At 71.6% G+C, this 25,328-nt stretch carries 22 protein-coding genes; 17 read left to right on the top strand and 5 right to left on the bottom strand.

Features of this window, described 5'->3' with window-relative positions:
- Window positions 1-1,311 carry a 4-hydroxybenzoate 3-monooxygenase gene (locus IE206_RS10785; RefSeq protein WP_189961822.1) on the top strand — a complete coding sequence of 437 codons (1,311 nt, stop codon included), beginning with the start codon at window positions 1-3 and terminating at the stop codon, window positions 1,309-1,311.
- On the opposite strand, the gene IE206_RS10780 is transcribed toward IE206_RS10785, so the two are convergent.
- Both IE206_RS10780 and IE206_RS10775 read right to left on the bottom strand, forming a co-directional pair.
- Window positions 1,266-1,787: a molybdopterin-dependent oxidoreductase gene (locus tag IE206_RS10780; protein ID WP_226598543.1), complete on the bottom strand. Its 522-nt coding sequence runs from the start codon at window positions 1,785-1,787 to the stop codon at window positions 1,266-1,268. The two genes, IE206_RS10785 and IE206_RS10780, sit on opposite strands and share 46 nt — an antisense overlap.
- A gap of 85 nt (window positions 1,788-1,872) precedes the next feature.
- Window positions 1,873-2,538, bottom strand: a complete 666-nt coding sequence (locus tag IE206_RS10775; protein ID WP_189961820.1) for a helix-turn-helix domain-containing protein — start codon at window positions 2,536-2,538, stop codon at window positions 1,873-1,875.
- A gap of 99 nt (window positions 2,539-2,637) precedes the next feature.
- Between IE206_RS10775 and IE206_RS10770 the strand changes: the two genes are divergently transcribed.
- Together IE206_RS10770 and IE206_RS10765 are read left to right on the top strand one after the other, a co-directional pair.
- Complete coding sequence (locus IE206_RS10770; RefSeq protein ID WP_189961819.1) at window positions 2,638-3,174, top strand: GNAT family N-acetyltransferase; 537 nt, start codon at window positions 2,638-2,640, stop codon at window positions 3,172-3,174.
- 120 nt (window positions 3,175-3,294) lie between these two features.
- Window positions 3,295-4,272, top strand: a complete 978-nt coding sequence (locus IE206_RS10765) for a hypothetical protein (RefSeq protein ID WP_189961818.1) — start codon at window positions 3,295-3,297, stop codon at window positions 4,270-4,272.
- 71 nt (window positions 4,273-4,343) lie between these two features.
- On the opposite strand, the gene pdxR (IE206_RS10760) is transcribed toward IE206_RS10765, so the two are convergent.
- Window positions 4,344-5,744, bottom strand: coding sequence for a MocR-like pyridoxine biosynthesis transcription factor PdxR (pdxR, locus tag IE206_RS10760; protein WP_189961817.1), 1,401 nt, complete (start codon window positions 5,742-5,744; stop codon window positions 4,344-4,346).
- Between the two features lie 301 nt (window positions 5,745-6,045).
- On the opposite strand from pdxR (IE206_RS10760), the gene IE206_RS10755 reads away from it, so the two are divergent.
- From IE206_RS10755 to IE206_RS10690, 14 genes are all read left to right on the top strand, one after another.
- Entirely contained in the window at window positions 6,046-7,629 is a 1,584-nt protein-coding gene (locus IE206_RS10755) for an anthranilate synthase component I family protein (protein WP_189961816.1), read from the top strand.
- Window positions 7,626-8,213, top strand: a complete 588-nt coding sequence (locus IE206_RS10750; protein WP_189961815.1) for an anthranilate synthase component II — start codon at window positions 7,626-7,628, stop codon at window positions 8,211-8,213. The genes IE206_RS10755 and IE206_RS10750 overlap by 4 nt, the downstream gene beginning before the upstream one ends.
- Before the next feature lie 341 nt (window positions 8,214-8,554).
- A complete protein-coding gene (locus tag IE206_RS10745) occupies window positions 8,555-9,979 on the top strand; it encodes a phenylacetate--CoA ligase family protein (protein WP_189961814.1) in 1,425 nt (474 codons plus the stop codon).
- Window positions 9,963-10,616, top strand: coding sequence for a prephenate dehydratase (locus IE206_RS10740; RefSeq protein WP_189961813.1), 654 nt, complete (start codon window positions 9,963-9,965; stop codon window positions 10,614-10,616). The genes IE206_RS10745 and IE206_RS10740 overlap by 17 nt, the downstream gene beginning before the upstream one ends.
- A 285-nt stretch (window positions 10,617-10,901) precedes the next feature.
- Window positions 10,902-12,212 carry an amidohydrolase family protein gene (locus tag IE206_RS10735; protein ID WP_189961812.1) on the top strand — a complete coding sequence of 437 codons (1,311 nt, stop codon included), beginning with the start codon at window positions 10,902-10,904 and terminating at the stop codon, window positions 12,210-12,212.
- Complete coding sequence (locus IE206_RS10730) at window positions 12,212-13,441, top strand: MFS transporter (protein WP_189961811.1); 1,230 nt, start codon at window positions 12,212-12,214, stop codon at window positions 13,439-13,441. The genes IE206_RS10735 and IE206_RS10730 overlap by 1 nt, the downstream gene beginning before the upstream one ends.
- A gap of 162 nt (window positions 13,442-13,603) precedes the next feature.
- Window positions 13,604-14,383: a B3/B4 domain-containing protein gene (locus IE206_RS10725; protein WP_189961810.1), complete on the top strand. Its 780-nt coding sequence runs from the start codon at window positions 13,604-13,606 to the stop codon at window positions 14,381-14,383.
- 82 nt (window positions 14,384-14,465) lie between these two features.
- A complete protein-coding gene (locus tag IE206_RS10720) occupies window positions 14,466-15,680 on the top strand; it encodes an ATP-grasp domain-containing protein (RefSeq protein WP_189961809.1) in 1,215 nt (404 codons plus the stop codon).
- Between the two features lie 4 nt (window positions 15,681-15,684).
- A complete protein-coding gene (locus IE206_RS10715; RefSeq protein ID WP_226598545.1) occupies window positions 15,685-16,926 on the top strand; it encodes an MFS transporter in 1,242 nt (413 codons plus the stop codon).
- Between the two features lie 58 nt (window positions 16,927-16,984).
- The gene (locus IE206_RS10710) at window positions 16,985-18,289 is read left to right on the top strand and encodes a TrpB-like pyridoxal phosphate-dependent enzyme (protein WP_189961808.1); all 1,305 of its coding nucleotides are present in this window, start codon (window positions 16,985-16,987) and stop codon (window positions 18,287-18,289) included.
- A gap of 71 nt (window positions 18,290-18,360) precedes the next feature.
- Window positions 18,361-19,035, top strand: a complete 675-nt coding sequence (locus tag IE206_RS10705; protein WP_189961807.1) for a flavodoxin family protein — start codon at window positions 18,361-18,363, stop codon at window positions 19,033-19,035.
- Between the two features lie 47 nt (window positions 19,036-19,082).
- A complete protein-coding gene (locus tag IE206_RS10700; RefSeq protein WP_189961806.1) occupies window positions 19,083-19,427 on the top strand; it encodes a cupin domain-containing protein in 345 nt (114 codons plus the stop codon).
- Window positions 19,424-19,753: a chorismate mutase gene (locus tag IE206_RS10695; RefSeq protein ID WP_189961805.1), complete on the top strand. Its 330-nt coding sequence runs from the start codon at window positions 19,424-19,426 to the stop codon at window positions 19,751-19,753. The genes IE206_RS10700 and IE206_RS10695 overlap by 4 nt, the downstream gene beginning before the upstream one ends.
- Window positions 19,750-21,159 (top strand): UbiD family decarboxylase, encoded by a 1,410-nt coding sequence (locus tag IE206_RS10690; RefSeq protein WP_189961804.1) that lies wholly within the window; start codon window positions 19,750-19,752, stop codon window positions 21,157-21,159. Before IE206_RS10695 ends, IE206_RS10690 begins: the two co-directional genes overlap by 4 nt.
- Before the next feature lie 17 nt (window positions 21,160-21,176).
- Here IE206_RS10690 and pdxR (IE206_RS10685) read toward each other — a convergent pair whose 3' ends face one another.
- Together pdxR (IE206_RS10685) and IE206_RS10680 are read right to left on the bottom strand one after the other, a co-directional pair.
- A complete protein-coding gene (pdxR, locus tag IE206_RS10685; protein ID WP_189961803.1) occupies window positions 21,177-22,697 on the bottom strand; it encodes a MocR-like pyridoxine biosynthesis transcription factor PdxR in 1,521 nt (506 codons plus the stop codon).
- Window positions 22,698-22,758: 61 nt separating this feature from the next.
- Window positions 22,759-25,299 (bottom strand): ABC transporter permease, encoded by a 2,541-nt coding sequence (locus tag IE206_RS10680; RefSeq protein ID WP_189961802.1) that lies wholly within the window; start codon window positions 25,297-25,299, stop codon window positions 22,759-22,761.
- Window positions 25,300-25,328 lie beyond the last annotated feature (29 nt).

Genomic DNA, 25,328 nt, shown 5'->3' with positions numbered 1-25,328 from the left:
ATGCCCACCAGCGCCTCCACGTCCACCTCCACTCCCGTCCCCACCCACACCACCGTCGGCATCATCGGCGCAGGCCCCGCCGGACTCCTGCTGGCCCGCCTCCTGCACAACGCCGGAATCGACTGCGTGGTCCTGGAGAGCCGCGACCGCGCGTACATCGAGCAACGTCAGCGCGCCGGCATCCTCGAACAGAGCACCGTCGACGTCCTGCGGTCCGCCGGCGCGGGCGAGCGCATGGACCGCGAGGGGCTGCCGCACGACGGCATCGAGCTCCGGTACGACCGCCGCTCCCACCGCATCGACTTCCCCTCCCTCACCGGCGGCCGCCGAGTGATGGTCTACGCGCAGACCGAGATGGTGAAGGACCTGGTGGCCCAGCAACTGGCGGACGGCGCCCCGCTGTTGTTCGGATCAGAAGTGACAGGCATCGAAGGCATCGAAGGCATCGAAGCCACCGACGGCACAGAAGGTGTCACCGGCATCCACGGCATCCACGATGCGAAAGCCCCCACCCCCACCATCCACTACCGCCACCAAGACCGAGGCCCCACCACCCTCACCTGTGACCACATAGTCGGCTGCGACGGCTTCCACGGCGTCGCCCGGAACGCCATCCCCGCCGGGCTCCGCAGAACGTACGAGCGCACGTACCCGTACTCCTGGCTCGGCATCCTGGCCCAAGCGCCTCCCGTGTACGACGAGTTGATCTACGCACACTCCTCGCGCGGCTTCGCCCTCGCCAGCATGCGCTCGCCCACCGTCAGCCGGCTCTACCTCCAGGTCCCGGGCGGCACCGACCCCGCCGACTGGCCCGACGCCCGCATCTGGGACGAGCTGGACGCCCGCCTGGCGACCGACGCGGACCCGGGCTGGAAACTGGAGCGTGGCCCCGTCGTCGCGAAATCGGTGCTGCCCATGCGGAGTCGGGTCATGGAGCCGATGCGGTACGGGCGGCTCCTGCTGGCCGGGGACGCCGCGCACATCGTGCCGCCGACCGGCGCCAAGGGCCTGAACCTCGCCGTGGCCGACGTCGTCGTGCTGGCCCGCGCGCTGGTCCAGCGGCACGTCACCGGCTCGACGGAACTCCTCGACGCCTACTCCGAGACCTGCCTGCGCCGGGTCTGGCGCGCCGAGCACTTCTCGTACGCCATGACCGAGCTGCTCCACACGGACCCGGCGCACTCCGCGTTCGAGACCCGGCTCCAGCTGTCCCAGCTCGACCGCATCGCCCACTCCCGGCACGCGGCCGCCGAGCTCGCCGAGAACTACACGGGCCTGCCGATCGCCCCGCCCTCGCGGCGGGCGAGCTGATCCACTTCCCCGCCCGCGCCCGTCCCGGCGCACGCGCGCAGCCGTACCTGAGTGATCCCACTGATGTAACGCGCCCCGCACCGGTCCGACGGAACCACCAACTGGGCGCCGAGGACGTCCAGTTGGATCCCGTCCAGGGCGGTGGCGAGCAGCACCGGCGAGTCGCCGAAGTCCTCGTCGATCTCGGCCCAGGACAGCACCGTGGCGTGCCCGTCCTCGCCGGTGATCTCCAGGAGGAAGCGGGAGCGGTCCTTGCGGCGGGCCGCGTCGAACCCGGGCCCCGCCGCGGTGATCACCTCGCGCAGCAGCGGGCCGGTGAAGGTGTGGGCGCGCGGGCCGCTGGTGGCGCAGTCGAAGGTGACCGCCGCCGTCCGCTGCGGCCACCGTGCGCGCAGCTCCGCCACGCTCAGCTCGACCGGCCGGTCGACCGCACCCACCACCGCCATGTGCCGCTCGGCCACGCGTTTATGAGTCATGTACGAGATTATGGCTCGCATCTGCCGTTTTGCATCGGGGTGTGTGAGGGTGAATGCGAAGGCGAAGCAGACCGGGCCGGTGCGGTCAGAACCGGCCCTCCAGCTCCCGCGCCCGCAGCCCCGCCTGGAACCGAGAGGTGGCCCCCAGTGCCGCCATCAGCTCGGCGACCCGCCTCCGATACGTACGCAGCGACATCCCGAGCTGCCGCGCGGCCGACTCGTCGGTGTGCCCGGCGCCCAGCATCCGAAGGATCCGCCGCGCTTCCGCGTCCAGTTCCGCGGGCTGCCGGCGCAGGTGGTCGCCGAGGTCCGGGGACGACTCCCAGGCGGCATGGATCAGCGACCTGAGCCCCGCGACGACGTCGGGCGTACGGATCACGGTGTACGTACGCGTCCCGCTGCCGGGGGCACTCGCGAGGATCGCGATGCGCCGGTCCAGGACGATGGTCTCCTGGGCGAGCGGCGCCGAGCAGATCCGGATGTGGGCCCCGCCGGCGGCCATCCTGGTGAGCCGCCGCTCGGCCCGGGCGTCGGGCAGGGCCTGCGGGGTGTAGAGCTTGCGCAGGGCGAGACCGCCGGGCCCGGTGGCGGGGCGCAGCCCGGCGGCGAAGGCGGTGCGTACCCCGTTCGACCAGGTCCCCGGGTCGGCGGCGGCCACCAGGAACTCGTGCCGCGCCCCCGCGAACAGATGCCCGGCCCGGTCGATGAGCGCCCGCTCGCCGTGGAGCGTCACGATCTGTTGCTCGTCCATGATCCGGCCAGTGTGGGCCGCCCGCCGGATCGGGTCAACGCGGGGCGCGGCACCATCCGACCTGTTCCGTGAGTGGCCGTGACCTGCCACGCTGATGCGATGACAGAGGTGTTCTTGCGGCGGCTGTCCCGATGGCAGGCCGAGCAGCAACGGGAATCCGTCGCGGATCTGTACGTAGCGGCGTACGAAGGTGCCGAGGACGCGGAGTCGCTGGGGCGGCAGGGGTTTCTGCGCCGCTTCGCGGAGGACGTGCAGCGCCCGGGCTTCGACATGATCATCGCGGGGGACCCGTTCCTGGTCGGCTGCGCGTACGGCTACCCGCCGGGGCGCGAGGGCGAGTGGTGGCACGGCTTCCGGGGCGCGGAGACCGACGGCGACGAGGAACTGGCCACCGCGGACCGCGTGTTCGCGCTGGCAGAACTCATGGTGCTGCCCTCCCGCCGCCGCCGGGGCATCGCGACCCGCCTCCAGCAAAGACTCCTGGAACGCCAGGAGGCCGACGTCCTGACGACCTTGATCGCTCCCACGAACACCCCGGCAGCAGCGGCATACGCGGCCTGGGGCTGGACCAGAACCCCCCGCCCGGCCACGACCACCACAACCCTGGACGCGTGGAGCCGCCGCCCGACGGGGTGAGGCCCGCTGCCCTCCGGGCTGCCCTTACGGTCCTCCCGATCGCCGTGCCGAGTCCCTAACCTGGGCCCTTTGGGTCCTTGGGCCGGATGGTGACAACGGTGACGTGGAGGGCTGGGCAGCGTGCGAGAAACAGGGACACCCACGGCATCGCCGACACGGGCGCCGGCACCTGCGGCGGCGTCGAGGGCACGGGCCCAGGACGAGGCGCCGGAAGCCGCGGTCCGGCAGCTGCCGGACGCCGCCGGGCTCGTCGCCCTCCAGCGCTCCGCGGGCAACGCCGCCGTGACGCGCTGGGTGCAGCGTCAGGAGAAGCCCGGAGCCCGGGAGGCGGCTCAGCGCAACGCCGCCGATCCCACCGGGCACGGCGAGTGGGGCACGTTCTGCCAGATGATGGCCGAGGCGGGATTCCCCAACAGCGTGACGGACGCGGCCTGGCAGCTGATCCTGGGCGGCATCGCCGAACAGGGGCCGCTCAACGACGAGGCCATGGCGAAGTTCAGCGAACGCCAGGAGCAGCGTGACCATCGTGCGTCGAACAGCTGGTACCAGGAGCTGGTGCGGTTCATAGGGGACTACCTGGAGATCGACCGGCCGACGATGGCCCTGTGGTCCGGCGGCATCGACACCAGCGTCTACGCCCGCTCCAAGGGCCACACCCCTCTGGAGTCCACCCCCTTCGGCGGCGTCGTCGACAAGCTGTCGCTGACCGAGGAGTGGAAGTTCAAGACGCCGATGTGGAACGTCCTGTCCAAGGCGTTCGTGAACCGGGCCCGCGGCCCCGTCCACATCTTCCTGCGGGCCTACAACCCCGACAGCGTCCTCATCGCGCAGGAGGTCCCGCAGCTGCGTGTGGTCATGGCGCTCAATCCGGACGTGAAGCTCGTCTGGCACCCGGTGTACACGGCGGCCGACGGAAAGCTGATGGAGGTCACCAAGGGCCTCGATCTGACCACGGACGCGTCGTACGCCTCCCGGGACGAGTGCGTGCAGGTCCTCTACGACTACCTCCGCCTGAAGCACGACCCGACCAACACCAAGTCCGAGCGCGCCCACGCGGAAATGTCCGCCCGCCTCAAGGCCAACGGCAACCCGCAGTAGTCGCGTACGGCCTCATGGCCGGGCGGGTCCGACCGGATCGGCGTCTGCCGGCCGCCCGCGACGAGCCTGCCTCATCCCCCCACCTCCCGATACGCCTCCCCCAGCGCCAGCAGGCTCTGTACGAGGCCCGAGCACGGGACCGTCGCGTAGCTCAGGACCAGGGCCGGGGGGCGGGTCGTGTCCGAGAGGGTGTAGAACGTGCCTCCCCGGGTGAGGACCGAGCGTTGGCGGGCGGCGCGGAGCAGGGGCGCTTCGGCTATGTGGGGCGGGAGTTGGACGTAGGCCTGGAGGCCGCTGTCGCCTCCGGTCAGGCGCGCGCCCGGCAGGCAGGACTCCACCTGGCGGCGGATCGTCTGGCGGCGGCGGTGCAGTTCCGTACGGAGCTGGCGCTGGTGGCGGTCCAGCGCGCCCGTGTCGATGAAGCGGGCGAAGGCCAGCTGCTCCAGGCCCGAGCAGCCGATGTCCCAGCCCGCGCGGACGTACTCCACCGACGCCATCAGTTCGGACGGCGCCGCCAGCCAGCCGAGCCGCAGCGCCGGGGCCAGCGTCTTGCTCGCGCTGCCCGCGTACACCACCCGGTCCGGGGCCAGGCTCTGCAGGGCCGGGAGGCGGTCGCTGCGGTGCAGGAACGCGTTGTCGAAGTCGTCCTCGATGACATAGCCGCCGACCTCCCGCGCCCAGGCGATCAGCCGCTCCCGCCGCGGCACGCTGAGCCGCACGCCCGTCGGGAACTGGTTCGCCGGGGTCAGCAGGCAGGCCCGTACGCCGCTCTGCTCCAGGAGGTCGACCCGTAGCCCGTCCTCGTCCACCGGGATGCCCACCACCTGCAATCCCGAGCTCGTCACGAACTCGCGCTCGCCCGGATGCCCCGGGTCCTCCACCGCAAGGCGGGTGTGGCCCCGGTCGAGCAGCACCCGGCAGATCAGGGCCAGGCCCTGGGCGAAGCCGGCGGTGACCATGAGGTCCTCGGGACGGGTGTGCACGCCCCGCACCCGGCCCAGATAGCCGGTCAGGACCCGCCGGGTCTGCGGCACCCCGGCCGGCGGGGAGTAGCCGAGCTCCTGGTGGCCCGCGTCGGCGACCACCGCCGTCATGCAGCGGATCCACTCCTGGCGCGGGAAGTCCACCACGTTGGACGTGCCGGTGCGCAGGTCCCACATCGCCTCGGGCGCCGCCTCCGGGTCGGGCGGGACGAGGGTGGAGCGGGTGTCCGGCGCCCCGGCCCGCTCCGAGACCGTGGTGCCCGAACCGTGCCTGGTCTGCAAATACCCCTCTGCCGACAGCTGTTCATATGCCTCCACCACGACGCTGCGGGAAACCCCGATATCCAGGGCCAGTTGACGGCTGGACGGGATCCGCGTGCCCGGCCATAAAGTTCCGTCCTCAATTAGTTTGCGCAGCGAATTGCGTATCTGAACGGCCAGCGCGAGTCGGGATTCACGGTCCAGAGTGACGGCGAGCTGCAGAGACAAAGTGGTCTCCTCTCCGGAGGCCGAAGTGGTATGGCTGGGTCGGTCGCGCGTTTGATGGAGTCATTGGGCACACACATTCGTCGCCGGGGGAAATCGGCGAGTGGGGGTGGCGCGGGGGAGTCCCGCGGTCCAGTCGGGCCGGCCGGGACATGCGTGACGTGCGGTGCCTGGTCTTCGGCGCGCTGTCGACGCGTTTGCTCATTCCTCGAAGCCCCTGCGGTCCAGTCGGATCAGGAAGGCTTTCGACGTGTCCTTGTTGTCAGACGTATCAGGGCTGTCAGACGTGTCAGACCTGCCAAAGATGTCAGAACTACCAGCGTACGACGGTGAATCGCCTCGCTCTCAAGCGGCGGCGGATATTCCGGAACCGGCCATTGCGGTCCCGCGCATTGCGGTCCGGGTCGTTTCCGAGGAACTTCCGCAGGTCGACGCGCTGAGTCTCTACGAAGCCCTTGCCCGTACCCGGGAACAAGGTGACGTCTATCTCTTCGAAAGCCTCGACGGCCCCGACCAGGACCGCCACTACGCCGCCGTCGGCTACGGCCGCCTCGCCGAACTACGTGTTCACGCCGACCGGCTGGAACTCGTAGCCTCCGGACCGCTCGGCGACCGGCTGGCCGCCGTGCTCTCGGCAACGACCCGAGAAGCGGGCGCGGTTGCGGATGCGACGGGCGCCACCCGCCAGTGGCCCGTGCGCGAACCCGGCACCGTCTGGCGCATCCTGCGCGCCGTCCAGGCCCTGTTCGACGTCGACACCGCCGTGCCCACGGGCACCTTCGCCTTCGGATTCCTCACCACGCTGTCGTACGAAGCGGCCTGGGCGATGGAGGAACTCCCCTCCACCCAGCCCGAGTCGGGGCTCCCGCGCTGCACGCTCACCCTCTTCAAGGACACGGTCTGGTACGACCTGAAGAGCGGGCGGGTCCATCACCTGGCGTCCCATGGACCCCAGTTGGCCGAGGAGGCCGGTCAGCCGGCGTTGCGTGCCGTCGTCGATGCGGTACGGGAACGGGGGACGGCCGACGAGCACATACCGGAGGCGCCCGTCGCCTCCTCCGTACGCGACACCGTCGACGAGGCCACCTTCATCGAGCGCGCCGAACGCTGCCTCCACCACATCGGCATCGGCGACAGCTACCAGATCCAGATCGGTCACCGGATCGACGTCGAGACCGAGTTGACGCCGCTTGAGGTGTACCGGCGGCTCCGGCACCGTAATCCGTCCCCCTACATGTATCTCGTCCCCTGGGCGGGGCGGACCGTCATCGGTGCCAGCCCCGAGCTCTTCATCCGGGTCGAGGACGACGCCATCTCCATGCGGCCCATCGCCGGGACCGCGCGCCGCGCCGACGACCCGGCCGAGGACGCCCGCCGGGTCACCGAACTGCGCGAGAGCGCCAAGGAGCAGGCCGAGCACGTCATGCTCGTCGACCTGTGCCGCAACGACATCGGCCGGGTCTGCGAACCCGGCACGCTCTCCGTCGACACGATGATGGAGGTCGAACCCTTCGCGTACGTCCACCACTTGGTGTCCACCGTGTCCGGCACGGTCAGAAGCGGTACGGACGTGTGGGCGGCGATCTGCGCCACCTTCCCGGCCGGCACGATGACCGGGGCGCCCAAGCTGCGCGCCATGGAGATCATCAACGACATCGAGGACCACCCGCGCGGCATCTACGCCGGGGCCCTCGGCCTCGTCGACGTGCGCGGCTTCGCGGTGCTCGCGCTGTGCATCCGCACCGCCGTGCACGACGGGGTCCGCTACAGCACCCAGGCCTCGGCCGGGATGGTCGCCGACTCCGAGCCCGCCGCCGAATGGCGCGAGACCCTGGCCAAGATGAGCGCCACGTACTGGGCGCTGACCGGCGAGGAGCTCCAGAAGTGAAGGTCCTTCTCGTCGACGCGTACGACAGCTTCAGCCACATCATCGACCAGTACCTGCTCAGCCTCGGCGCCGAGACCGAGGTGGTGCGCTCGCGCACCCGCTCCGTGGAGCAGCTCGTCGCCTCCGTCCCCGACGCGGTGGTCCTCGGCCCCGGCCCCGGGCACCCGGCGGACTCCGGGCACGTCGAGCTCGTGCACGCCTTCGCCGGACGGGTGCCGCTGCTCGGCGTCTGCCTCGGGCACCAGGCGATCGGGCTCGCGTACGGGGCGAAGATCGCGGTCGCCGGGCGGCTGATGCACGGCAAGACGAGCCCCGTGCGGCACGACGGGCTCGGCGTCTTCGCCGGCGCGGCCCACCCGCTGACGGTCACCCGCTATCACTCCCTGATCGTCACCGAGCCGCCGGCCGCCGTGCTGGAGGTTTCGGCTACGTCCGAGGACGACGGGTACGTCATGGGCGTCCGGCATCGTTCGCTGGCCATCGAGGGGGTGCAGTTCCATCCGGAGAGCGTGATGACCGAGGGCGGGATGCGGCTGTTCTCCAACTTCCTGGAGGGAGCGAGGGTGGCCGGCGTCGGCCGGTAGCGCGGCCGCGACACGCGCTGGCGGTCGTTCGGCTGCGGGCCGCCGGGGCCGTTTGCGCAGTTCCCCGCGCCCCTAGGGGTATGCGGACCGGCCCATGCGTCTGCAGGGGGATCGATGCCGGCCCGCACCGGCACCTTCAGCCTGTCATGGGGGTCCCCCTGGCCCTTGAGGCCTTGGGGGAGTTTGAGGACGAGCGCCCTTCAGGCGCGATACGGGGTCTGGGGCGGAGCCCCAGGAAAACCGGCTTCCCCCAGCCCAACGGGGTCTGGGGCGGAGCCCCGGCGCTTCCCCGCTCGCATCGTGCCGCCCATTTCACGGACCACTCCCGAAAGGACCCAGCCATGTGGCTGCCCAGCACCGGACCCGCCGCGGACTTCGCTGCGCGCTACCTCGAACTTCACCGGGCCTTCTACGACCGCACCCTCACCGACACCGCCCTGCGCGACTGGCGTACGCGACAGCTGGCCACGGTGCTTGAGCAGGTCCGCACCCAATCCACGTTCTACAAACGGCACTTGAAGGGGAGGGATCTCGCGTCCGTCACACCCGACGACCTCACCTCGCTCCCCTTCACCACCAAGGCACACCTGCGTGAGGAGATGCTCGACGTTCTCAGCCGACCGCTCGCCGACTCCCTCTTCTTCTACGAGACGACCGGCACCACCGGCCGGGCCACCCCCTGCCCCCGCGACGGGCGCGAGATCGTGGCGAGCAACGCCCACATCACCGAATCCTGGGCGTCGATCTTCCGCCACCACTTCGGCGAACACGCCCCGCGCATCGGCCTGATGGGCCCCACCGAGGTGCACTCGTTCGGCGACACCCTCGGGGACATCGCCCGCAACACCGGCTCGATGAACGCCAAGATCTGGCCGTACTCGCCCGTCATCGGCTTCGAGAAGGCCCTCCAGCTGATGAAGGACCTCGAACTGGAGGTCATCTGCTGCACGCCCGGCGTCGCACTCACCCTCGCCAAGGCCGCCGAGCACTACGGCTACGACCTGCGCGAGGACTTCTCCGTCAAGCTGCTCTTCGTCACCGGCGAGATGTGCACCCCGGCGCTCGCGCACAACCTGGAGACGGTCTGGGGCGCCGACGTCTACAACATCCTGTACGGCTCGCAGGAGGCGTTCGTCATCGCGACCGCCTGCCGCAACAAGCGGATGCACCTCTCGCAGACGAATTACGTCATCGAGGTCGTCGACCCGGAGAGCGGTGATTCCCAAGGGCCGCGCGGGAGTGGCGAGTTGACCGTCACCATGCTGGTCGACGGGGTCAAGCCTCTCGTTCGCTATCGCACCGGTGACGCGGTCGTCGTCGAGGAGTCCGACTGCGGGTGCGAGATGCCGGGCGATCTCGTACGCATCGTCGGACGCACCCTGGACCGGCTCGATCTGGGCGGGCGGCGGTTCACCGCCGGGCAGATCGAGACGGCCGTCATGACCGGGGTCACCGGGTCCGCCGGGTACCAGGTGGTCATCGAGCGGGACGAGGCCTGCGGGCAGGACCGGCTGACCGTACGGCTCGAACTGCTCAAGGGGCTTGTCGACGATGCCGGGTCTCTGCGGGAGGCGGTGCGGGCCAGGGCCTCGGAGGCGCTCGGGGTGCCCGTCGCCGTCGAGCTGAGCGACGGGCTCGACCCGATCGTCAGCACGGGGGCCTTCGTCAGCTGGAAGGCGGCCCGCATCGTGGACCGCCGTACCGCGCCGGACCACGAGACCCAGGTCGCACGGAAAATGGCGGCGAACCGTGGCTACGACAACTGACCCGGGGGCCCTGACGGGGGTGCTCACCGAGGAGTACACCGCGCGCTGGAGCGAGCTGACCGGACGGTGGGCCTCGCGACCCGGCACGACGCTGGGCACGCTCGGCCCCGCCGGGACGTCCAGCGACCTGGCCGCGCGATTCCTGGCGGCCGAGCATGGGCTACGGGTCGAACTGTTCGCCACGTTCGACGACGTACTGGAGCAACTCCTCGGCGGAGGCGTCGAGTTGGCGCTCGTGCCCAGTGCGTATGGCGGGCTCACCGGGTTCCACTGGCATCGGGACCTCAGACTGCGGGCGTTCTTTCCGCAGGCGACGCCCGAGTACGGAATCGCCGCGGCACCCGGCGTGCCGCTTGTGCCGGGGGAGGGGCCGGTGTCCGTCGCCGCGATGTGGGAGGTGCGGCGGATCTACGCGGAGGTCGTGCCGGCCTCGCTGCGGGGGCGGGAGGTCGTGTGGGTGGAGGCGTCCTCCACACAGCACGCGGCGTCGATCCTGGCGGATGGGGGCGCGGAGCTGGCCGTCACCAATGCGCCGGGTGTGCGTGCGCACGGCTTGCGATGGGTGGCCACGCGGCCGGGCGCGGAGATCATCTGGACGCTGTTCGGGCGGGCGGAACCTCCCGGGGGGCGTGGGTAGGGGGTTTGGTCTGGCTGAGCCCGCTCGGGGGCGCGTTGTTCGTCGGCCGCGGACCGTGCGTGGCTGGTCGCTCCCCCGAGTTCTCGGCTTCGCTCGAACAGGGGGACCCCCATCGCGGCGGAGCCGCACAGTGTCACAGCCCCGCGCCCCTGGCAGCGTCCATGCCGGTCCGTGCCGGGGCATTTCAGCCCGTCCGGCGATTGAGGACGAGCGCCCTTGAGGCGCGAACGGGGTCTGGGGCGGAGCCCCAGGGTCCTTCAACCCACCTGATCGGAGACACCTGGAATGTCTGGAACCTCTGCGTCACCGCGCAGGAAAACCCTGCTCCACCGAGCCACCGTGCAGGAGGGCCTGGGGCGGGCCTCGCTGCCCAGCCGCAGCGTGCTGCTGGACGGCGACCGCATCGAAGCCGTCCTCCCCGAAGGCCTCGCCCCCCTGCACGCCGACGGCATCGACGTGCTCGACCTCGACGGCCGCACCGTCATGCCCGGCATGACCCTCGGCCACACCCACATCGCCTACCTGAACGTTCTCGACGGGCGCGAGATGCTGTTCAAGCACTCCATCCCCGAGGTCACCCTCGCCGCCGCCGAGAACACCACCAACCTCCTCGCGCTCGGCTACACCGCGTTCGTCGGGGCCGGTTCCGTCGCGGGGATCGACATGGCGCTGCGGCGCGCCGTCGACGCGGGGCGCCTTGCCGGGCCCCGGATCACCCCGTGCAGCCGGGACCTGATGGTGTCCGGGCCGCCCGAGCGCCGTAACCCCGAGGTCAAGAAGCGGATCCCGTCCGATCTGATGCGGCTCGCGGACACACCGGAGGAGATGGCCCAGTACGTCGCCGGCGAGATCGACCAGGGAGCCGAGATCGTCAAGGTCTTCTCCTCCGGGGACGACACCTTTCCCAACGGGCGGTCGCATGAACTCCTCTTCACCGCCGAGGAGTTGAAGGTCGCTGCCGACACCGCCCACCGGCTCGGCGCGAAAGTCCGGGCCCACTCGCGCGGGCTCGGCGGGATCCGCAACGCCATCGCCGCCGACGTCGACGTCATCGATCACGCCACCTACGCCGACGACGCCGCACTCGACGCCATCGCCGAGCGCGGGATCTTCGTCGTGCCGAGCCTCTACCAGCCGCACATGCTGCTCACCACCGGCGCCGAGCACGGCAAGACCAGCGAGTACCTGGAGACGCTGGAGTTCGAGGCCGAGATCGACAACACGCTGCGGATCCTGCCGCTCATGGTGGAGCTCGGCATCCCCGTCGTGGCCGGTGACGACTTCGGGTTCGCCTGGACCCCGCACGGCACCTACGCCAAGGAGCTGGAGCTGTACGTCACCCTGGCGGGCATCCCCGCCCCCACGGTGCTGACCTGGGCCACCGCCAACGGCGCGCGGCTCGCCGGGCGCGGGGACGACGCCGGTGTGGTCGCGGCCGGCCGGCTCGCCGACCTCGTCGTCACGGACGGCGACCCCGCCGAGGACATCACCGTCCTCAGCCGCCCCGGCGCCATCGAACTCGTCCTGCTCGGCGGCACCCCCGTGGCGGGCGACCCGACCCCCTTCCGTACCCGTATCCCGGCTGGAGCCTCGTGATGAGCAGGACCCGAGCTGTACTTCCCGTCCTTCCGGTCCTCGCGGTGGGCGCGTTCGCCATCGGTACGGACACCTTCGTGGTGGCCGGGGTGCTGCCCGAAGTCGTCGACGGACTGAAATCCAGCCTTGCCGACGTGGGGTGGGTCAGTACCGTTTTCGCGCTGACCTACGCCGTGCTCGCGCCCGTGCTCGGCGCGCTCACCGGGCGGGTCGAGCGGCGTACCGTCCTCGTCATCTCGCTCGTCGTCTTCGCGCTCGGCAACGCGGCGTCCGCGCTCGCCCCGAGTCTCGGCTGGCTGCTCGCGGCCCGGGTCGCGACCGCCGCGGGCGCCGCGCTCTACATACCGGCGGCCTCCGCCTCCGCCGCCGCCCTGTCCGCGCCCGAGCGGCGCGGCCGGGCCATGGCGGTGGTGCTCGGCGGGCTTTCCGCGGCGACCGTCGCGGGCGTGCCCTTCGGGACCTGGCTGGCCGCCGACCTGGGGTGGCGCTCCACGTTCTGGCTGCTCGCGGGGCTCGGCGTGGTGTGCGCGGCCGCCGTCGCGGGCGGGCTTCCCGAGGTGCGGCTGCCCGCATCGCCCGGGCTCGCGGCCCGGCTCGCCCCGGTGCGGGACACCCGCGCCCTGTTCACCGTGCTCACCACCCTGCTGTTCATGACCGGCGGCTACCTGGTCCTGACGTACATCGGCGCGGTGCTCGCCCCGGCCACCGACGGCAACGGCACCACGCTCGCGCTGCTGCTCCTCGTCTTCGGCGTGCTCGCGGTGGGCGGTACGGTCCTGGGCGGGCGGGCCACCGACCGCTTCGGCGCGACGCCCGTACTGCTCGTGTCCGTCGCGGGCCTCGCCGTGGTCCTGGCCACCCTGCCCCTGACCCGGGACGGGCTGGCCACCGCCGTACTCGCCATGGGCGCCTGGGGCGTCACCGCGATGGCCACCCAACCCCCGCAGCAGCACCGCCTGTTCGCGATCGCACCCACCTCCGGGCCGCTGCTCCTCTCCCTGAACTCCTCGGCCACCTTCGCGGGAATCTCCCTCGGCGGCTTCATCGGCGGCCGGGTGATCGCCCACGGCGGCGCCCACGGCCTGGACCGGCTCGGCCAGCTCGGCGCGGTCCTCGCGGTGCTCGCCCTGGGGACGGCGCTCATCGGCGTACGGGTGAAGGCGGCGGGCCCGGCTGCCGGCCGGCAGGCTCCCGCCACGCCCGCCCCGGCGACCGGGAAGTCCGGCTGAGGGCGGGTGGGCCCGGCCCCAAGTGGACTTCTGGATTTCCCGGGAATTGGCCACAGCCGGGCCCCGCCCGCTCCCTAATGTCGGACCGTCATCAGCGGTCCGCCCGGAAACAGCCACGGACACAGCCCCAGCGAAGCCACGGAATCGAAGGAACCCACCTCCATGGAGACCTCCCCCAGCAGGCCCGGCCTCGCCGGCGCCCTCACCGTCACCATCGACGCGCGGCTCGGCGAGCGGGTGCCCGGCTATGTGCTCGGCCTGATCGCCGTACCGGACGTCGATGTGGTGCGGGAGTCCGAGAAGGTGGACGCGCGGCTCACCGCCGCCGAGGACGCGCTGCACGCGGCCGGGCTCAGCAAGGCGGACGTGTCCGCGCTGCCCGCGATCGCCGCCTGGCGGGACGCCTACCGCACGGTCGACGTCAACCCGAACAAGTTCCCCTGCGCCGCCGAGTCGGTGCTTCGCCGGGTCGCCAAGGGCGACCGGCTGCCCCGGATCAACGCCCTGGTCGACCTGTGCAACGCGGTCTCCCTGGACAGCCGGCTGCCCGTCGCGTCCTGCGATGTGGGCGACATCCAGGGCGAGCTGGAGGTACGGCTCGCGTACGGGAACGAGGTCTTCGCGCCGCTCGGCGCACCCGGCGCCACCGAGACCCCCGACCCGGGCGAGGTCGTCTACGCCGACGGGCAGGGCCGCGCGCACTCGCGGCGCTGGAACTGGCGCCAGGGCGACGTGGTCAAGACCGACGTCGGCCGCCGCAGGCTGCTGCTCACCGTGGAGTCCGCGCACGAGGGCGGCCGGGCCGTCGTCGACGAGGCACTGGACCGGCTCGTCGTGGCGCTCACCGAGCTCGGCGCCGAGCCGGGACGGCCCCTGGTGCTCGACCGGACCGCGCCGAGCGGGGAGCTGTTCACGGCCCCGTCGGCCGCGACCGTCCGCTGATGCCGCAGCCCACGCGCCGGAGGAATCCGGACTCGGAACCGGACCCGGAAACCGGACTCGTCTCTCGCATGAGGAGCACCGCATGAACCCCTCGATCCTGGTGGTCTACCGGCCCGCCGCGGGGCGCTACACCGCCCAGTTCCGCAGTGTCGTCGCGGCCGCCGCCGAGCTCGGCGTGGCCAGTGTGGTGCTGTTGCCCACCGGCTGGGAGGCCCCCGAGGCCGACGGGCTGCCCCAGTACCACGCCGACCTGGACGACACGGCGGCCGTGCGCGCGGCGGTCGCCACCATCGTCGCCGAGCACCGCATCGAGCGGATCTTCCCGCTGTTCGAGGGCGACGTCCTGCCCGCCAGCCGGGCCCGCCGGGACCACGGCATCCCCGGCCTCACCCCCGACCAGGCCCTCAACTTCCGCGACAAGAACGTCATGCACCGCAGGGCCGAGGAGCTCGGCGTGCGCGTCGCCCGCTCGTGCCGCCCCGACACCGTCACGGCGGTCGCCGAGTTCGCCGAAGAGGTCGGCTACCCGGTCGTCATCAAGCCGTACGCGGGCTGGGCCTGCGGCAACACCTACCGCGTGGACGACCGGGCCGGACTCGACCGGGTCTGGGGCGAGATGGGCGACGACCGGCACGAATACCGCGTCGAGGAATTCGTGCGCGGCACCGAGTTCCACGTCGACTCCCTCTTCCAGCGCGGCGAGGCCGTCTTCGAGCAGCTCTCCCAGTACACGTACTCCGTCCTGGAGTACCGGGACGAGCCCGGCGGCACCATCTCCCGCAAGCACGACCTGTCCGCGCGCGAGCAGCGCATCCTGGAGCTCAACGCGGTGGTGCTGCGCGGGTTCGGCCTGAGCACCGGCGTCGTGCACGCCGAGTTCTTCCTCCTCGACGACGGCGAGATCGTCTTCGGCGAGGCGGGAGCCCGGGCCGGCGGAGGTTCGATCGTGCCCGCCATCGAGGCGGGGCGCGGCATCAACCTGGCCGGCGAGTGGTGCCGCCTGGAGCTCGACCCCGAGCACCGCCCGGCGGCCCGGCTCGGCCCGGAGGTCGGCACCGAGTACCTGTCGTCCGGCGAGTACGGGAAGATCACCGCCATCACCTCGGCGGCCGAACTCACCGCCCTGGAAGGCGTGGTGGACGCCGACGTGTGGAAGCGCGTCGGCGACGTCCTCGCCCCGCCGACCGCCTCCAACGACGTACTCGGCTGGTACGTCTGCGAGGGCGTCGACTTCGAGGACGTGAAGGCCCGCTTCAAGACCGTACGGGACAGCTTCCGCGTCGAGACCGAGGCCTAGGGCCATGCTGTGGGTCGCGCGTTTCAAGGAACTTCCCCTCGCCTTACGGGTGTTGTTCCTCGCCTCCTTCGTCAACCGCGCCGGCATGTTCGTCTTCCCGCTGCTCGCCGTCTACCTGGTGCGCGGCAAGGACCTCAGCCCCGGCGAGGCGGGCCTGCTCATCTCCATCGGCAGCACGGGCCTGTTGGTCGGCAGCCTCCTGAGCGGTCCGCTGTGCGACCTGAGGGGCCGGCGTACGGCACTGCTGAGCGCGCTGATCCTCAACGCCGCCGGCTACCTCGGCCTCGCCCTGCTCGACGGCGCGCCCTGGACGTACGCGGCACTGCTCTTCGTCGCCCTCGTCGGCATGGGCATGTTCAGCCCGGCCTCCAACACCCTGGTCGCCGACCTGACCACCCCCGAGCAGCGCCCGTTCGCGTACACGATCAGCTACGTCGGCAACAACCTCGGCATGGGCGTGGGCCCGCTCCTGGGCGGGGTCGCCGCCGCGTACTCGTACCACGTCATGTTCGCGGGCAACATCCTCGCGGGCCTGCTGTGCGCGGCGATGATCACGCTCTGGGTGCCGAGGGACCGCCGCACCAAGAACCCTGAAGACGTCAACCCGCTCAAGAAGAAGGGCGGTTCGGGCCCGCTCGGACACCATCACGTCCTGCTGCTCGTCCTCGTATCCTTCTTCTACGTCGTGCCGCTCATCGGCCTCGAATACGCGCTGCCGCTCGCGGTCACGACCGTCCTGCACGACTCGGCCGGTCTGGTCGGCGCCGTCTACACGATCAACAGTGTCGTCGTGGTGAGCCTCGGGCTGCTCATGGAGAAGCACATGCGCGGCTACGGCACCAAGACGCTGCTCATGGTCGCGGGGCTGTTGTGGACGCTCGGGCTCTGCGTGATCGTCTTCGGGTTCTCGCTGCCCGCGCTGCTGCTCTCCACCGTGGTGTGGACGCTCGGCGAGATCATCGTGTCGGTCGTCGTGCCCACCTATGTCGCCGACCACGTGGACGAGCGCCGCGTCGGCAGCTTCATGGCCCTGAACGGCTTCGTCCTGGGCCTGGCCCGGCTCGTCGTGCCGGTCGGCCTGGGCGTGCTGTGGTCGGCCGACGGCTACCGGCCCGTCTTCGTGACGCTGCTGCTCGCCCCGCTCATCGGCATGGCCGGCTTCGCGCTCCTGCGGATCAGGCCGTCCGCCGCACTCAAGACCGGTGCCGACCCGCAGTCCGAGGCGGCCCCGGCGAACACCCCCTAGACCTCCCCCACTCCGACCAACTCCGTACCGGCTCCACTTCACTCACAGGAAAGTGTTCATGTCCCAGACGAAGTTCCTCCTGTCCGAAGCCCAGATCCCCACCACCTGGTACAACGTGGTCGCCGACCTGCCGAAGCCGCTGGACCCGATGCTGCACCCCGGGACCCGCGAGCCCATCACCCCGGCCGACCTGGAGCCGCTGTTCCCGGCGGAGCTCATAGCCCAGGAGTTCTCCACCGACCGCGAGGTCGACATCCCGGGCGCCGTCATCGACGTCTACCAGCAGTGGCGGCCGAGCCCCCTGGTGCGGGCCCGGCGTCTGGAGAAGGCCCTCGACACCCCGGCCCGCATCTACTTCAAGAACGAGGGCGTCAGCCCGGCGGGCAGCCACAAGCCCAACACCGCGATCCCGCAGGCGTACTACAACAAGCAGGCGGGCGTCGAGCGCCTCACCACGGAGACCGGCGCCGGGCAGTGGGGCAGCTCCCTCTCGCTGGCCTGCCAGTACTTCGGCCTCGTCTGCGAGGTCTACATGGTGAAGGTCAGCTACCAGCAGAAGCCGTACCGCCGCGGTCTGATGGAGACGTTCGGCGCCAGCGTCACCGCGAGCCCCAGCGAGCTCACCGAGGCCGGGCGCGCAGCCCTGGCCGCCGACCCGAATTCGCCCGGCAGCCTGGGACTCGCCATCTCCGAGGCCGTCGAGGCGGCCGTCAAGAGCGGTGGCACCGCCAAGTACGCGCTCGGTTCGGTGCTCAACCACGTCCTGATGCACCAGACGATCATGGGCAAGGAGGCCCTGCTCCAGATGGAGCTGGCCGAGGACTACCCGGACATCGTGATCGGCGCGGCCGGCGGCGGCTCCAACTTCGGCGGGCTCGCCCTGCCGTTCCTGGGCGAGCAGCTGCGCGGCGGGCGCTCGGTGCGGGCGATCGCGGTGGAGCCGTCGTCCTGCCCGACGCTGACCGAGGGCAAGTTCGAGTACGACTTCGGCGACACGGCCGGGATGACGCCGCTCACCAAGATGCACACGCTGGGCCACGACTTCGTGCCGCCGAGCATCCACGCGGGCGGGCTCCGCTACCACGGCATGTCGCCGATCATCAGCCAGCTCAAGGAGTTCGGCCTCCTGGAGGCGCGGGCAGTGCCGCAGACCGCCTGCTTCGAGGCCGGGGTCACCTTCGCCCGCAACGAGGGCATCGTGCCCGCGCCCGAGTCGACCCACGCCGTGCGCGCGGCCATCGACGAGGCGCTGGCCTGCAAGGAGTCCGGGGAGGCGAAGAGCATCCTGTTCTCGCTCTCCGGCCACGGCCACTTCGACATGCAGGCGTACATCGACTACTTCGCCGGAAAGCTCAAGGACTGACTGACGGTCCGGGGGAGGGGCGGGCCGCCACGGCCCGCCCCCGTAGGACCAGTAGGCAATGGGGGAAGCACATGCAAGGAGCAGTACGTACCGAGAAACCCGTCATCCTCGGCATATCGGGGTCCGAGCGGGCGGGCGGCAACACCGATCTCGCCCTCGACTACGCGGGGGAGCTGGTGCGGGGCCGGGGAGCCACGTTCCGCACGGTGTACCTGCGCGACCACCGCATCTCGCCGTGCAGCCCGTGCGGCGACTGCAACAGCCGTACCATCCCGTGCGCGCTGCCGGACGACATGCCGGCCATCGTCGAGGAGATGAAGCGCGCCGACGGCATCATCTACGCCGTGCCCGTGCACGGCTTCGGCCTCGCGCACCTCATGCAGATCTTCATCGAGCGGGCGGGCGTCGGGTTTCTGCGCTTCGACCGCCCGCTGGCCAACAAGGTCGGCGGCATCATCGTCACCGGCCGCCGCTACAGCGACGCCTCCGTGCACAACCAGCTCGTCGACAACCTGCTGCTCAACCGGATGATCCTGGTCGGCAGTGGTTTCCCGGCGCTGATCCGCAACACCTCGCCGGAGCCGGGCCTGAACGACACCGAGGGCCTCGACGCCCTGGAGCGGATGGCCCACCGGATGATCGACATGACCCTGCTGCTGCGCAGGCACCGCTCGGCCACGGGGGAGCCGGTGCTGCCCCTGGACGACCGCAACGAGCGCGTGGAGCGCAGCCGTTCCGTTTCCTGAGTCACCTGATCGCCACCTCCATCGCCATCACTGAGGAGAGCCCCGTCATGAGCACCACCACCCCCGCCCTGGTCGGCATCGACTTCGACGCCATCCCGTGGGAGAAGTGGGACAAGCCCGGCGCCGTCGGCCGGGTGAAGATCGCCTACACCGGCGGCCGCAGGGTCCGTCTGCTCGAACTGCCCGCCGGATTCAACGAGTTGAAGTGGTGCGAGCACGGTCACCAGGGCTATGTGCTCCAGGGCGAGTTCACGATCCACTTCGACGACCGCTCGGTGCCGTGCCGCCCCGGCATGGGCTTCATCATCCCCGGCGACGAGCGGCACCGCTCGCAGGGCTCCGACACCGAGCAGACCGTCGTGTACGTGATCGACGAGGTCCCCGCGCCGTGACCGGGCCGGAACGCATCGACGAGCTGCGCGTCTCCATCGACGCCCTGGACCGGCAGATCATCGCCCTGCTGGCCCAGCGCACGGCTGTTGTGCGGGAGTTGACAGAGTTCAAGAACGACGAGGAGACGGTGCGCTCGCCCGGCCGGGTCGCCCAGGTCATCGAGAAGGTGCGGCGCCTCGCGGCCGACGAGGGGATGCCGCCGGGCATCGCCGAGAGCGTCTACCGCACCCTGATCACCGAGCTGACGGACCTTCAGATGGGTCTGCTCGCGGAACGCCGGGCGGCCGCGGCCGAGACCCGGAAGGTCCGCGAGGGCGCGGCATGACAGGGCGCCGGCTCGCCGACCTCCGCACCGCGCTCGCCGGGCTCGATCCCATGCCCGGCGAGCTGGTGCGGGAACGGGAGGAGGTCCCGGCCCGGTTCGGGGTCTCCGCCCGGTACGCGAAGTGGGCCGGCACACCGGCCCCGCCGCCGACTGGTCCGGGCCCCGCCGTCCTCTTCGAGCGGGTCGGGCCGAGCGGCCGGGCGGTCCTCATCGGCCTGTACGGAACCCGGCGCCGGGCTGCGGCCCTGCTCGGGACCACTGCGGCCGAACTCCCGCACCGGATCCTGGACGCGGTGGCCGCGCCGGTCCCTCCAGTGCGCAGCCGGGGCGGCCGGGAGCCCGCGCGCACCCTGCTCGCGCCGGACCTGACGGCGCTGCCCGTGCCGGTCCTGACCGACGAGGACGCGGGCCCGTACCTGACGCTCGGCGCGGTCCTGGCGACCGACCCCGACACCGGCGTACGCAACCTCTCCGTCCACCGGATGTGCGTCCAGGGCCCCGACCGGCTCTCCATCTGGATGGTGCCGGGCCGCGACCTGGAGGCCGCCCACCTCGCGGCCCGCCGCCGGGGCACGAACCTGCCGGTGGCGATCCACGTGGGCCTCGGCCCGGCAGTGCTCCTTTCGTCGTGCTGTCCAACGTCCCTCGTACCGGCCGGAGTTGACGAACTCGCGGTGGCGGGCGCCCTCGGCGGGGCTCCGGTCGAGCTGACGGACTGCCGGACCGTGGCGGCGGAGTGCATCGCGCACGCGGAGTACGTGATCGAGGGCGAGCTGCTGGGCGACCTGGCTCCGGAGAATCCCCAAGGGCCATGTGCCACACCGGAGTTCCTCGGGTATCAGGGGCGGGCGCACCCCGGTCTGCCGACCGTCCGGGTCGCCGGGATCACGGCCCGCGACGGCGCGATCTTCCAGACCGTCTCGGGGCCGGGACACGAGCAGTCGGTGCTGCTCGGCTTCGGGATGGAGGCGGCGGTGCTCGCGCGGCTGCGGGAGCTGGACGCGCCGGTGAAGGCCGTGCACTGCCACACGGCGGGCGGCGGCCAGCTCATGGTCGTACTCCAGTGGTTGCCCAAGCGGTCGCCGGCGGACGACGAGGCGGTGCGCAAGGCGGCCGAGTCGGTCCTGGAGGAGTTCCGGATGGCCAAGCTGGTCGTCTCGGTGGACGAGGACGTCGACATCGAGTCGGACGCGGACCTGTGGTGGGCGATGACCACCCGGCTCCAGGCCGACCGCGACGTGGCGGTCCTGCCCGACCGGCTCGGCTTCCCGCTGGACCCGACGCAGTCCCCGGCGTACTCGGCCACGGTCTCGGCCGACGGCCGCACGGCGAAGGCCCACTTCGACTGCACGGTCCCGCACGCGCTGCGGGACCGCTTCCACCGGCCGCGTTTCACGGAGGCCTAATCTGAACTCGCGCCCCTTCAGCGGGAGTTGGAAGCCCGTCCCGTCGCCTCCCGTACCGCGTCGGCCAGGAGATCGACGCCTCGGGTGATGCGCGGGGCGGGCAGGGCCGCGTAGCCCATGAGGAAGGTCGGCTCGGCGGGCGGGTCCTGGACGAAGTAGCCCGACGCGGGGTAGATCCGCACCCCGCGCCCGGCCGCGACCTCGGCGATCCGCTCCTCGGGGATGCCGCGCGCGCCGGTCAGCGTGACCAGGACGTGCAGGCCCGCCGCCTCGCCGGAGATGCGCACCTCCGCCCCGAAGTGCTCGTACAGCGCTTCGAGGAGGCGGCTTCGGCGCTGGCGGTAGAGGCGGGTCATGCGGCTGATGTGGCGGGCGTAGGCGCCGGTGGAGATGAAGTCGGCCAGCGCGTCCTGGGCGACCGTGGGGGTGAGCCGGTCGGTGATCCACTTGATGCCGAGGAAGGGCTGCACGAGGGGCTGCGGCAGGACCGCGTAGCCGATGCGCAGCGCCGGAAAGAGCGTCTTGCTGAAGCTGCCGACGTAGACGACGGTGTCGCGGTGCCGCTCGGCGGCGAGTGCGGGAAGGCGCTCGCCGGTGAACGTGAACTCGTTGTGGTAGTCGTCCTCCAGGACGATCGCCCCGTGTCCGTAGGCCCATTGGAGGAGCCCGCGCCGCCGCTCCTCGGACAGGATGACCCCGGTGGGGAACTGGTGCGAGGGCGTCACGTACACCAGCTTCACGCGCGCCGGGTCGTGCCCGTGGGCGCGTACGCAGGCGTCGATGTCGCCGACCCGCAGCCCCTGTCCGTCCACCGGGACCGGCACCACGTGTGCCTGCGAGCAGCCGAAGACCTGGCGGAGCACGGTGTGGCTCGGGTCCTCGATGACCACAACGTCGCCCGGCCCGACCAGCATGCGGACCAGGATGTCGAGGGCCTGGGTGGCGCCGCTGGTCACCATGATGTGGTCGGGCGAGGCGTCCAGGGCCCGGCTCTGGCGGACCAGCGTGGCGATCTCCGTGCGCAGGGTGGGCGAGCCCTCGGCGGCCCCGTAGCCGAGCGAGGCGACATCGGCGCGGCCGTACGCGTCGTGCAGCGACTGGCGCCAGCGGGCGACGGGGAACTCGGCGAGCGCCGGGGTGCCGTGCCGGAAGTCGAGAGCGGTGCTCGGATGGTGCGTGGGCGGCGGCTCCCAGGGCTGCCACAGGGCGCTGCTGCCGTCGGTGGCGCGGGGCGGCTGGGGCGCGAACGCGGCCTTGGGCGCGGGGTGTTGGGGCGGGGCAGCCGCCCGGGGCGCGACCTTCGTGCCCGAGCCGCGCCTGGCCGTGATGACGTTGTTGGCCCGCAGCAGTTCGTAGGCCCGGGTGACGACGGTCCGCGACACGTCGAGCTGCTGGGCGAGCTCGCGCGACGCGGGCACGCTGTCCCCCGGCCGCAGCTGCCCCGCCCGGACCAGCGCCGTGATCTGGTCGCAGACCTGCTGCTGCAACGGCGTACTCCCGTCCCGGTCGAGGACGATGAGCAACTCCGACGACCCCACGCCTTCCCCCCTCCGGCAGCTACCTCTGCCGAGTCTGCCACGGCGTGGGGCCGGGACCGGATCACGTCTCGGCGACGGCCTCCAGCGGGCTCAGCGCGGCGGCCCGGCGGGCCGGGACGGCCGCCGCGACCACGCCGGTCGTGAGCGAGACGAGGCACACGAGGAGCAGCGTGCCCCAGGGCAGGGAGAGGGAGTACTGCGCCATCGCGCCGTTGGCCAGCGAGCCGACCGCCCAGGCGCCGAACAGGCCGCCCACCAGGCCGAGCAGCGTGCCGAACGCGGCGACGGTCACCGCTTCGAGCCGGATCATCCGCCGGATCCCGGCCCGGTCCATGCCGATGGCGCGCAGCACGCCGATCTCGCGGGTGCGCTCGGCGACCGACATCGCGAGGGTGTTCACGATGCCGAGCAGCGAGATCACGACGCCGATGGCCAGCAGCCCGTACATCAGGGTCAGCAACTCGCCCATGGACCCGGCGGCCTCGTGCACGAGCTCTTCGCGGTCCTTGACCTGTACGAGCGGGCTGTTGCCGGTGGCGGTGCGGAGCCGGTCCTCGGTGGCCTTCGAGACCGCGCCGCCGTCGGTGCGCACGAGGATCCGCTGGACGCTGCCGGGCTTGAAGCTGTGCTGCTGTACCTCGCTGCGGGCGCCGAGCGCGTCGTCGGCGATGGGATTGTCCTGGTAGACGCCGATGACGGTGTACGGCCTGAAGTCGTTGCCCGGGCCGATGTGGGCGTTGACCGTGCCGCCGGTGCTCACACCCTGCTCCCGGGCGACGGAGCTGGAGAGGGCGATCCGGCCGGGCCCGAGATCCTTCGACGAGCCGCTGACGAAGTCGAGCCGCATGACGCTGTCGACGGTGGCGGGGTCGACGCCGGAGATGCTGCGGACGTTGCCACCGGTGAACAGGGTGGAGTCGGCGACCGCGGAGGCGGTCTTCACGCCGGGGGTGCCGGCCACGCGTTTCAGGGCGGCCGGGTCGATGGCGGTCGTGGTGGTGCGGCTGCCGATCACGTAGTCGGCGGTGAGGCCGGACGCGGCCTGGCGGTCGAGGGCCTGCTCGGTGGAGTTGCCGATGACGGCGAGCCCGGCGACCAGCGCCGTACTGATCACGAGGACGGACGCGGTGGCCGCCGTACGCCGGGGATCCCGCAGGGCGTTCTCGCGGGCGAGGCGTCCGGTGACCCCGAAGCGGCCGGTCAGCCGTCCGCCGAGCCGGATCACGGGGACGGCGAGCAGCGGCGCGAGCGTGATCAGGGCGGCGACGAGCAGAGCGCAGCCGAACATGGCGTTCTGGAGGTTGGCGTCGGAGGCGTCCTTGGCACCGGTGAGCGAGACGAGCAGCCCGGCCCCGGCGACGAGCAGGATCGCGCCGAGTGCCGTGCGCACCCGGGACGCGGTGGGGGTGGGCGGCTGCTCGGCCGAGCGCAGCGCCTCGATCGGCGCGATCTTCGCGGCCCTGCGGGACGGCAGCCAGGCGGCGAGCACGGTGATGCCCACGCCGACGCCGAGCGCCGCCATGACGGGACGCGCTCCGATCACCAACGGGCCGTTGGGAAGCGGGTCTTGAGCGGTGCCGAGGAGGTCGGGCAGTACGGAAGCGATGCCGAGCCCGGCCACGAACCCGGCCGCCGACGCGGCGAGCCCGACCAGAACGGCCTCCCACAGCACGGAACGGACCACCTGGCGGCGCGTGGCACCGATCGCCCGCAGCAGCGCGATCTCGCGGGTGCGCCGCGAGACGAGCATCGTGAAGGTGTTGACGATGAGGAACGACCCGATGAACAGCGCGACCCCGGCGAAGATCTTCGGCATCTTCTGGTAGCCCCGGGTCATCATGTCGACGTTGGCCGCCTGCTGGGCGGCCTGCGCGGCCCCGCTGGTGGCGAGGGCCCGGTCGGCCGGGAGCAGGGCGGTGACCTGGTCGGTACTGGCTTCGCCCGCGAGGTCGATCGACGTGTAGTGGCCCGGGGTCGTGAACAACCGCTGTGCGGTGGCCTTGTCGAACAGGGCGAGGGTGCCGCCCGCGGTCACCCGGGTGTCCTCGGTGGTGACGATGCCGACGAGCCGCTTGGTCATGACGGGCCCGTCGGTGGCGAGCGTGACCGTGTCGCCGATGCGGAGGTGCCCGGCATCGGCGGTGCCGCGGTCGACGGCGAGCTCGCCGGCGTTGGCAGGGGCGCGCCCCTCGGCCAGCGGATAGCGGCTGTCCTTGCCGTCGGCGTTCGGTACGTAGGCGGCGGCGAGGTTGGCCCACGCCTTGCCGGCCCGCAGCGGGCTGCCGTCGGCGGCGTCGAGGGTGGCCGAGCCGTCGACGGAGGGCCGCACGGCGGTGACCCCGGGCACGTCGGCCAGCTTCCGTACGAGGGCGTCGTCGAGCACGTCGCTGTTCGTGGTGCTCCCGGGCGGGGGGTCCTTCGGGGTCACGGTGACCGCGATGCCGGCGAAGTTCTTCGACGCGGCGGCACGGTAGGCGGCGGCGGAGGACTCGGCGAAGACGAGGGTGCCGCAGACGAAGGCGACACCCAGGCAGACCGCGAGGACGGTCATGACCAGACGGGCCTTGTGTGCCAGGACGTTGCGCAGGGCTGTTCTCAGCATGGGTGGGCTTTCAGCAAATGGCCGACGGG

It is taken from the genome of Streptomyces violascens (genome assembly GCF_014649955.1).
GTDB lineage: Bacteria > Actinomycetota > Actinomycetes > Streptomycetales > Streptomycetaceae > Streptomyces > Streptomyces violascens.
Note: the sequence above shows the minus strand (reverse complement) of the source record. Positions and strands in the feature narration are given on the sequence as shown.

Bases quoted from the DNA above. Each gene is read 5' to 3' on its own strand.
- IE206_RS10785 (WP_189961822.1), top strand. From the start codon at position 1: ATGCCCACCAGCGCCTCCACGTCCACCTCCACTCCCGTCCCCACCCAC.
- IE206_RS10780 (WP_226598543.1), bottom strand. From the start codon at position 1,787: ATGACTCATAAACGCGTGGCCGAGCGGCACATGGCGGTGGTGGGTGCG.
- IE206_RS10775 (WP_189961820.1), bottom strand. From the start codon at position 2,538: ATGGACGAGCAACAGATCGTGACGCTCCACGGCGAGCGGGCGCTCATC.
- IE206_RS10770 (WP_189961819.1), top strand. From the start codon at position 2,638: ATGACAGAGGTGTTCTTGCGGCGGCTGTCCCGATGGCAGGCCGAGCAG.
- IE206_RS10755 (WP_189961816.1), top strand. From the start codon at position 6,046: ATGTCAGAACTACCAGCGTACGACGGTGAATCGCCTCGCTCTCAAGCG.
- IE206_RS10745 (WP_189961814.1), top strand. From the start codon at position 8,555: ATGTGGCTGCCCAGCACCGGACCCGCCGCGGACTTCGCTGCGCGCTAC.
- IE206_RS10735 (WP_189961812.1), top strand. From the start codon at position 10,902: ATGTCTGGAACCTCTGCGTCACCGCGCAGGAAAACCCTGCTCCACCGA.
- IE206_RS10730 (WP_189961811.1), top strand. From the start codon at position 12,212: ATGAGCAGGACCCGAGCTGTACTTCCCGTCCTTCCGGTCCTCGCGGTG.
- IE206_RS10725 (WP_189961810.1), top strand. From the start codon at position 13,604: ATGGAGACCTCCCCCAGCAGGCCCGGCCTCGCCGGCGCCCTCACCGTC.
- IE206_RS10720 (WP_189961809.1), top strand. From the start codon at position 14,466: ATGAACCCCTCGATCCTGGTGGTCTACCGGCCCGCCGCGGGGCGCTAC.
- IE206_RS10715 (WP_226598545.1), top strand. From the start codon at position 15,685: ATGCTGTGGGTCGCGCGTTTCAAGGAACTTCCCCTCGCCTTACGGGTG.
- IE206_RS10710 (WP_189961808.1), top strand. From the start codon at position 16,985: ATGTCCCAGACGAAGTTCCTCCTGTCCGAAGCCCAGATCCCCACCACC.
- IE206_RS10705 (WP_189961807.1), top strand. From the start codon at position 18,361: ATGCAAGGAGCAGTACGTACCGAGAAACCCGTCATCCTCGGCATATCG.
- IE206_RS10700 (WP_189961806.1), top strand. From the start codon at position 19,083: ATGAGCACCACCACCCCCGCCCTGGTCGGCATCGACTTCGACGCCATC.
- IE206_RS10690 (WP_189961804.1), top strand. From the start codon at position 19,750: ATGACAGGGCGCCGGCTCGCCGACCTCCGCACCGCGCTCGCCGGGCTC.
- IE206_RS10680 (WP_189961802.1), bottom strand. From the start codon at position 25,299: ATGCTGAGAACAGCCCTGCGCAACGTCCTGGCACACAAGGCCCGTCTG.